Origin of the sequence: Streptomyces europaeiscabiei (assembly GCF_001550375.1) — a bacterium.
Classification (GTDB): Bacteria; Actinomycetota; Actinomycetes; order Streptomycetales; family Streptomycetaceae; genus Streptomyces; species Streptomyces europaeiscabiei.
Genome location: NZ_LRTR01000876.1, coordinates 1 through 8,199, shown reverse-complemented (window position 1 = coordinate 8,199; position 8,199 = coordinate 1). Strand labels below are relative to the sequence as shown.

At 68.9% G+C, this 8,199-nt stretch carries 9 protein-coding genes and 1 pseudogene; 5 read left to right on the top strand and 5 right to left on the bottom strand.

Annotated elements, in window-relative coordinates; all coding sequences use genetic code 11:
* The 5 genes from AWZ10_RS44565 to AWZ10_RS44545 form a co-directional block, all read right to left on the bottom strand.
* Positions 1 to 267 (bottom strand): hypothetical protein (locus tag AWZ10_RS44565; RefSeq protein ID WP_159058592.1); only part of this gene is annotated, 267 nt, incomplete at its 3' end.
* Positions 264 to 716 (bottom strand): hypothetical protein, encoded by a 453-nt coding sequence (locus AWZ10_RS44560; protein WP_119583051.1) that lies wholly within the window; start codon positions 714 to 716, stop codon positions 264 to 266. The genes AWZ10_RS44565 and AWZ10_RS44560, both read right to left, overlap by 4 nt.
* Before the next feature lie 500 nt (positions 717 to 1,216).
* The gene (locus tag AWZ10_RS44555) at positions 1,217 to 2,470 is read right to left on the bottom strand and encodes a cation:proton antiporter (RefSeq protein ID WP_060894044.1); all 1,254 of its coding nucleotides are present in this window, start codon (positions 2,468 to 2,470) and stop codon (positions 1,217 to 1,219) included.
* A 6-nt stretch (positions 2,471 to 2,476) separates the two neighbouring features.
* Positions 2,477 to 2,962, bottom strand: coding sequence for a cation:proton antiporter regulatory subunit (locus tag AWZ10_RS44550; protein ID WP_060894043.1), 486 nt, complete (start codon positions 2,960 to 2,962; stop codon positions 2,477 to 2,479).
* 414 nt (positions 2,963 to 3,376) lie between these two features.
* Entirely contained in the window at positions 3,377 to 3,793 is a 417-nt protein-coding gene (locus tag AWZ10_RS44545; RefSeq protein WP_107417622.1) for a MerR family transcriptional regulator, read from the bottom strand.
* Between the two features lie 469 nt (positions 3,794 to 4,262).
* Here AWZ10_RS44545 and AWZ10_RS44540 point away from each other — a divergent pair, with 469 nt between their 5' ends.
* The 5 genes and pseudogenes from AWZ10_RS44540 to AWZ10_RS44520 form a co-directional block, all read left to right on the top strand.
* A complete protein-coding gene (locus tag AWZ10_RS44540; RefSeq protein ID WP_060894046.1) occupies positions 4,263 to 5,753 on the top strand; it encodes a SulP family inorganic anion transporter in 1,491 nt (496 codons plus the stop codon).
* Positions 5,754 to 6,379: 626 nt separating this feature from the next.
* Complete coding sequence (locus AWZ10_RS44535) at positions 6,380 to 6,649, top strand: hypothetical protein (protein WP_060894042.1); 270 nt, start codon at positions 6,380 to 6,382, stop codon at positions 6,647 to 6,649.
* Positions 6,650 to 6,836: 187 nt separating this feature from the next.
* A complete protein-coding gene (locus tag AWZ10_RS44530; RefSeq protein WP_060894041.1) occupies positions 6,837 to 7,133 on the top strand; it encodes a hypothetical protein in 297 nt (98 codons plus the stop codon).
* Complete coding sequence (locus AWZ10_RS44525) at positions 7,130 to 7,399, top strand: hypothetical protein (protein WP_060894040.1); 270 nt, start codon at positions 7,130 to 7,132, stop codon at positions 7,397 to 7,399. Before AWZ10_RS44530 ends, AWZ10_RS44525 begins: the two co-directional genes overlap by 4 nt.
* Positions 7,400 to 7,829: 430 nt before the next feature.
* Positions 7,830 to 8,199 (top strand): annotated as a pseudogene (locus tag AWZ10_RS44520) (hypothetical protein); the annotation flags it as partial.

The following is an 8,199-nucleotide window of genomic DNA, read 5'->3' as shown; positions in this document are numbered from 1 at the left end:
GTCGTCCCGCCAGGCGCGCAGGTCGTCCAGCCCGTGTGCACGGCCGGTGAACGGCACCGCCTCGCGGCGGGCGTTGAGCATCCGGCTGGGCAGCTCACGCAGCCACCGGGGATCCGCGCCGGGCGGCTCCCGCCAGTTCACCAGGAGGCAGAGGGGCATGCCGTTCGCGAAAACGCGGAGGTCGGCGTGCTGCACGCCGTAGCCGAAGCCGCCCTCCACCCGAACTTCCTGGTACCAGGAAGTGGGCACCTCGCTCTCGGAGTTCACTCGTCCGGACCGTTCGGTTCCGCCGGGGTCTGCTGGGCGTGGTAGTGGATCACGCCGTTCTGCGCGGCGACGACGGTGCCATGACCGCTCGCGGTGTTGAACTGCTTGTAGATCACCTGCTGTTGCTCCTCGCTGAGCAAGGGTGCGAGGTCCTCCTCCAGCACCATGCGCAGGGCGGGCGCCATCTCCTCGTGGCGGCGCAGGACCCGGCCCAACGTGCCCTGCCACTCCGCGACGAGCTCGTTCTCGGTGGCCGAGTCGCCCCGCTCGCGCGCCCTGTACACGTCGCGGTGGAGCAGTTCCAGATCCCGCCCGATTTCCTGCGCCTCCCCCGGCCGGAAGCGGCGCCACGGACTGGTCACCGCCTCCGTCGCCCGGGTCCACGAGGCAGTGGCCATCGCTCCGACGGGCGCCGTAGCCGCTGCAGCGGCCAGCACCGACAGTTCCATACCCGTACCCCCTCGGCGCCTCGCACCCCGTGCGGGGCGGGCAGCGGCGCCCTTGTCGTGAGAGGGTTTCGTCCCGGGTCGCGGAGCAGTAAACGGTATGCGTGGCGACTGCTGCCGCTGGGGTGCGGCTCCTGACTCAGAGCTGTCGGCGCCGCATGGAGCGGTGGCAGCAGGCCAGAGCAGCGGTGACCTGTCGAGCTTCTACCCCTCCCATGAGTCGTCCCAGGACACCTGAGTCGGGCCGCCGCATTCCCTAATTCCTGATCGGATTCGGCCTGTGTCTGATCGCTGGCGTCGGAGGTCTCATGCATCGGATCTTCGACTGCAGCATCATTCATGAACTCTGGGCGTGCCACTGCCAATGCATTCCGATTGGTTGAAATTTTCGGAGTGATGGTGAGATTCATCTGGGTCGCCGCATCGCTCTGCGAAATCAGGGGCTGGGTGTGTTGGCCTGCGTCCCAGGCTTGTCTGTTGACAGCCGTCCCGCGCGCGGTCGGTCACGCGTGGCCGACGGCATCCTGATCGCTGATGGTCTCGTACGCGTCCGACGTCGGTGGTGTGGTGTCGTTGGGCTTCGGGGCGGGTTGTGTGTGGCGCTGCCCGAGGAGGCGGGAGGCCAGCGGTTCGGTGTAGCGGGCGGTGAGAGGGCCGAGGAGGACGAGGATCAGGACGTAGGCGGTGGCCAGCGGGCCGAGGGACGGTTCGACGCCGGCGGCGACGGCAAGTCCGGCGATCACGATGGAGAACTCGCCACGCGCGACGAGGGCCCCGCCGGCTCGCCAGCGGCCCTTGACCGCGATGCCGCCACGCTTGGCGGCCCAGTAGCCGGTGGCGATCTTCGTGCAGGCGGTGACGGCGGCCAGGGCGAGGGCGGGCAGCAGGACGGGCGGGATGCTGGCGGGGTCGGTGTTCAAGCCGAAGAAGACGAAGAACACCGCGGCGAACAGGTCCCGCAACGGGGCCAGGAGGCTGTGCGCGCCGTCGGCGACTTCGCCCGACAGGGCGATGCCGACGAGGAAGGCACCCACGGCGGCGGACACGTTCAGCTGCTGGGCGAGCCCGGCGATCACCAGGGTCAGGCCCAGAACCACGAGGAGGAGCTTTTCTGGGTCGTCGCTGGAGACGAAGCGGGAGATGTGGCGGCCGTAGCGGACCGCGAGGAACAGGACGAGGGCGGCTGCGCCGAGGGCGACGGCGAGTGTGACGCTGCCTGCCGCCAGGCCTGTCCCGGCCAGCAGGGCGGTGAGGATGGGCAGGTAGACGGCCATGGAGAGGTCTTCGAGGACGAGGATGCTCAGGACGGTCGGGGTTTCGCGGTTACCCAGGCGGCCCAGGTCGCCGAGGACCTTGGCGATGACGCCGGAGGAGGAGACCCAGGTGACGCCGGCCAGGACGACGGCGGCGACCGGGCCCCAGCCCAGCAGCAGCGCGAGTGCCGCGCCGGGCAGTGCGTTGAGGAGGGCGTCGACGAGACCGGCGGGGTAGTGGGTCTTGAGGTTGGTGACCAGGTCGCTGGCGGTGTATTCCAGGCCCAGCATGAGCAGCAGCAGGATGACGCCGATCTCGGCGCCGATGGCGATGAACTCCTCGCTGGAGCCCAGCGGCAGCAGGCCGCCGTTGCCGAAGGCGAGTCCGGCCAGCAGGTACAGCGGAATCGGGGAGAACCGGAAGCGCCCGGCGAACCGGCCGAGCAGCCCGAGGACCAGGATGATGCAGCCGAACTCGATCAGGAAGACGGCGGAAGAGTGCATGGCGGGTTACTCCCGCCCGAGTATCGCGGCGGCGGTCTCCACGCCTTCGCGGGTGCCGATGACGATGAGGGTGTCACCGCCGGCGAGCCGGAAGTCGGGTGTGGGGGAGGGAATGGCTTCGGCCCGGCGCAGCACGGCCACGATCGAGGCGCCGGTCTCGGTGCGCATCCGAGTCTCGCCCAGCAGGCGCCCGTTCCAGCGCGACGTGGCCGTCAGCTCGATGCGCTCGGCCACGAGCCCCAGGCCGGTGGTGGACAGCAGGTTCGGGTTGTGGTGGGCGGGCATCAGCGCGTCGATGAGGGTGGCCGCCTCCTCTGCGGTCAGCCGCACGGACAGCGCGCACGCGTCGGGGTCGTCCTCACGGTAGGCGCTGATCGTGCGCGGCCCGTCGCGGTGGGCGACCACGGACAGGCGGCGGTGCTCCCGTGTCGTCAGGTCGTAGCGGACACCGATTCCCGGCAACGGTGTGCTGCTCAGGCGTGGCGCGCCCATGGCTGTCCCCCTTCTGCCGCTTCTTGTGGCTCGGGTGCGGAGGCCGCCCTGAAGAGCGCCCAAATCCGGATTGTGAGGCTCATCCTATGATCCGTGGATGCGCGTCGCCTTGGAGCGGCTGGAGCTGGTGACCATCAGTGATGGCCGATGCGGACCTGCCGCCCAGCCGTTCAATGTGCTTCCAACTCAGCACGAAGGCGCGCTGGACTGTTGAGGTTCGGGAGGCGGCCCAGCTGTCCGTCCTCAGCCACCGTCCGGGTGACGTGTTCTGGTCGGCCGGCGGTCCACCGAACGGTCTACCCCCGCCCAGCGAGCTCGCCTCGACGAGTACTTCGACAACAGTTCCGTAGTGGCGGGATCACGAGGGTGACGAGTGGCAGGTGATCAAGCCGCGTCCCACGCGGTTCCGGTCGCCTATGCAGTCCGGGCCGGTGTGCCGGTGTGCGGGAGGCGTTCGCGCAGGGTGGCCGCGAACTCTTCTGCCCTGGCCAGCTGGGTGCGCAGGTCCGCCACGCGCTGCTGTGCGGCCTCTTCGAAGCCCCGCAGCCGGTCGAGGAGTTCTTCGCGTTCCTCGGGCAACAGGTCCTCGCCGGAGTCGAGGCGGTCGGTGGCTTCCAGCAGAGCGCGCATCTCGTCGAGGGTGAAGCCGAGTGGCTTCATGCGTCGGATGACCATCAGGCGGGCGACGTCGGCCTCCGTGTAGAGGCGGAAGCCGCCCTGCGAGCGCGCCGACGGGGCCACGAGGCCGGTCTCCTCGTAGTGCCGGATGGTGCGCAGGGAAAGTTCGGTTCGCGCGGCGACCTCGCCGATCTGCATGTGTTTGCCGTCCACGTCCCCGACCTGGCCCTTCTCGTCGCCGATGGCACTGCGTCTCGACCAGCCCGCCGATCTCTACTCTAACGTTAGGGTAGAGTTCCTGAGGGTGAGGGCAGAGTGCCGCCCTTCCTCCGCGTGTGCGGTGCGGGCCTGCCGCCTCGCCGTTGCCGTGTCGGGGCCGATGCCGCCTCCGGTGAAGAATGTCGAGTCCTGCGGGAGAGATGCGTGCGCGAGTCTGTGGTGCCCGGCGCCGCCGCCTGTCCGCCGTGACCTTTCGCCCCTGACCAGAGCCACCCTTCGCCCCTGACCAGAGCCCCGATGCGCACTCGATCGCGCCCCTCGGCTCCGACCTCGACTTCCGGTCCACTGCCGGGCCGATCGTGGGATGCCGCCTGGCCTTCCGCGCCGTCTTCCGCACCACCCCGTGCTGGTTCAGGGGCGTGCACGAGTACGACAGGTAGCTTCTTCGTTGTCTTCTTCCGCACTGTCTCCCACCGCGCGGCTGCGAGGTCTCAAGCCCGAGTGGCTGCGTGATCCGAAGGTCTGGCGCACCGAGGTACTGGCCGGTCTGGTGGTCGCGCTCGCGCTGATCCCCGAGGCGATCTCCTTCTCCATCATCGCCGGGGTCGATCCGGCGATCGGCCTGTTCGCCTCCTTCACCATGGCCGTCACCATCGCCGTCGTCGGCGGGCGCCGGGCAATGATCTCCGCCGCCACCGGCGCCGTCGCCCTGGTGATCGCACCGCTGAACCGCGAGCACGGTCTGGGTTACCTCGTCGCCGCGGTCATTCTCGCCGGCGTGTTCCAGGTGATCCTCGGCGCGCTCGGCGTGGCGAAGCTGATGCGGTTCATCCCCCGCAGCGTGATGGTCGGCTTCGTCAACTCCCTCGCCATCCTGATCTTCATGGCTCAGATTCCCGAGATGACCGGCGTGCCCTGGCCGGTGTACCCGCTGATCGCGGCCGGCCTGGCGCTGATGGTGTTCTTCCCGAAGGTCACCACCGTCATCCCGGCCCCGCTGGTGTCCATCGTGATCCTGACCGTGATCACGGTCGCGGCGGGGATCGCCGTGCCGACCGTGGGCGACAAGGGCACCCTGCCGTCCTCCCTGCCCACTCCCGGCCTGCCCGACGTGCCGTTCACCCTGGACACCCTCACCACCATCGCCCCGTACGCGTTCGCGATGGCGCTGGTCGGCCTGATGGAGTCGCTCATGACGGCCAAGCTGGTCGACGACATCACCGACACCCACTCCTCCAAGACCCGCGAGTCGATCGGGCAGGGCATCGCCAACATCGTCACCGGCTTCTTCGGCGGCATGGGCGGCTGCGCGATGATCGGCCAGACGATGATCAACGTGAAGGTGTCCGGCGCCCGAACACGTCTGTCCACGTTCCTGGCCGGCGCGTTCCTGATGGTGCTGTGCGTCGTCTTCGGTCCGGTCGTCTCCGACATTCCCATGGCCGCCCTGGTCGCCGTCATGGTCATGGTGTCGTTCGCGACCTTCGACTGGCACTCCATCGCACCGAAGACCTTCAAGCGGCTGCCCGCCGGGGAGATCTCAGTCATGGTGATCACCGTCTCCTGTGTGGTCGCCACCCACAACCTTGCCATCGGTGTCGTCGTCGGCTCGGTCACCGCCATGGTCGTCTTCGCCAAGCGGGTCGCGCATCTCGCCGAGGTCACCGCCGTGACCGACCCGGACGGCAGCACGGTCGTCTACCGGGTGACGGGCGAGCTGTTCTTCGCCTCCGCCAACGATCTCGTCGGCCAGTTCAATTACGCCACCGACCCCGACCAGGTCGTCATCGATCTGTCCTCAGCCCACGTCTGGGACGCGTCGTCCGTCGCCGCCCTGGACGCCATCGAGACCAAATACGCCCAGCGCGGCAAACAGGTCGAGATCACGGGCCTGAACGAATCCAGCGCCCACCTCCACGGCAAGCTCAGCGGCGAATTGTCGGCCGGCCACTGACCGACTCGCCGGACAGCCGGACCATCCGGAGGGCAGCCAACCGGGCATGCGCCCGGCGGTTCAGACAACGAACAGGGAGAGAGCGGTCGCATTGTCCCTCCTGTACAGGGGCTTCACCGGTCGACACCTGAGACCAAACTCCCACAACCGAGACGATCGCCATGGTGGTGGATATGGGCCTGGTATCACCGAGTTGAGCACCTGGGTTGGGAGGTAGCCGTGCCCGTGATCGTCACCATTCGTCGCGATCGTGCCTGCGCCGGTGGGCTGTTGTGCATGGACGCCGGGCGGACCGGCCGGGGGGAGGAGGAGCGCGTCTGCGGGGCCATGGTCCACACCGTTCCTTGCAGGACTGTCCGGGGGCGCCGACAGCAGATAGAGTGCAAAGAACACGTCAAGAGACGTGGGGTGTGCCGGGAAGTCTGGTCGGCGTGAAGGGGCCTTGTGCCCGTCGCCGTTGCCCGGAGGTGCGCCGTCATGGCCGCTGCCCCACGATTCCGCTCACAGGCCACCAGGGTGTTTTCTCTGCCACCGGGGCAGGCGGTCGCTCACGCTCTGCGGGCAGAAACGGCCGACGGCCCGATGGATGCCAAGATGACGGACCGGCTTGACGGGATGTACGGCTGATGGCCGCGGACGCCTCGCTGCTGGCCCCGGCAATCATCATCGCCGCCCTGGTGGTCAGAACGGCACTCGGCGAACTCCGGCACCGAGGAACCGCCCGTGAGCAGTGGGCGTTTGCCACCGACCGTCGTGCTGTAGCCGCCGGAGCGACAACAGCAGGGGCCACCATCCTGCTGGGCTGGCACCCGGCAGGACCCGCGTCTGTGGCCTGGGCCCTCCTCATCGGGGCGCTCACCGCCCATCTCGTCCACCGAGACGAGGACCGATCGTGATTGATCGCCCATCAGGCACATCCGGATCGACCTGGCGGCCATGGCCGCGCTCTTGGCGTACGGCTGCAGCCCCCTCCACCCCTGCCAACGCTCCCCAGCTGGACACAGTCGAACGCCGACGCCGTCGTGGCGAGAGCTGCCCCGTATCTCCACCGGCCCACCGCATACCGCAGGAGTTCTCGCACACATGATCTGGCACTGGATCGGCCTCGTCTTCTTCTCCCTCACCCTGCTCCCGGCCGGACTGGCTCTGGTCAGCGGCCGGGTACCACACCGGCTGAGGCGCCGGCTCGCGCCCATGCGCCCGCGCGGCCTGGCCCTGCTCGCCCTCTACGCCGTCGCGCCCCTCAACACGGTGCCGCGCCTGGCCGAGGCGCCGCCCGTGATCACCCTGGTGGCTACGGCCACCGCGGCCATCGTGGCCGCAGTGGGTTGCACTTACGCAGCGCTTGCGCCACGCCGAGTAGTGAGGGCCGCCCCGTGACCAGTCGGCGGCGTGTGCGGCGCGCCGTTTCCCTCACCGTCTGGTGGGCGCTGATCGCCCTCGTCCTCCGGCTGGTGGGCCAGGCGTTCGACCAGCCCGCCACGCTCGTACAGTGCATCGCCTCGGCCGCGTTCCTCGGCGCGATCGGGGAGGCCGGCGACTGGTTGAGGCGACGCTGGAGGGCCGACCGGCTCGCCAAGCGGCGTGATCCGGCACCGGCACGGCACCAACCGCCCGAGGCGGAGACCCCGACCATGCGTCCCTGACCACCCCATCTGCCACATGCTGCTTCCCGTGAACCAAGCCGCGACCAACGCGACAGCGCATCTCCCATACGCCGCTGTCGGACGAGTTCTCCTCTGACGACCGCGCATCCTCATCAATGCGCGCACTCGGTTCGAGAGGGAAGGCGTCGGTGACCTCGATGATGCCGGTGGACTGGCAGGGCGACCTCCTTCTGCGAGGCGTCCAGGTCCAGGACTCTCTTACGAGAGTCTGACGCGATCGCCGTTCCGCGTCGTCACGCTGTTCCCTTTGGCCACGCTGTTGCTGTCCGCAATCGCGGATGAAGGGCGCACAGACGACGCAGCCCCCAGAGGAACGGGAACGAACATGCAGAGTAGTGGTCACCACCGCACAGGCCGGCCTGCCGGGACGCGCAGCGGTCACCGGGCGAAGTCCAGGACAAGGCGGATCATGATCGGTGGCGGGGCCCTCGCCGTTGCCGGCGCGGCCACGGTGGCCGTGTCCCTGGCCTCGGCCAGTCAGTACTCCGGGAGCGCTGCCGGGGCCGACCACGCGGTCTTCGTCCAGGGCAACGAGCTGGACGGCAACGCCATCCACGTGTTCGCGCGGGGTGACGACGGCAAGCTCAGTCCCTCGGGGACCTTCGCGACCGGCGGCAGGGGCGGCGATCAGGTCGATGCCCCCACGGACTCGCTCGCCTCCCAGGGCTCCCTCGTCTACGACGACACGTCAGGCATGCTGCTGGCGGTCAACGCGGGCAGCAACACGGTGACCTCGTTCCGCGTCGAAGGACGCAAGCTGACAGACCGGAAAGTCGTCG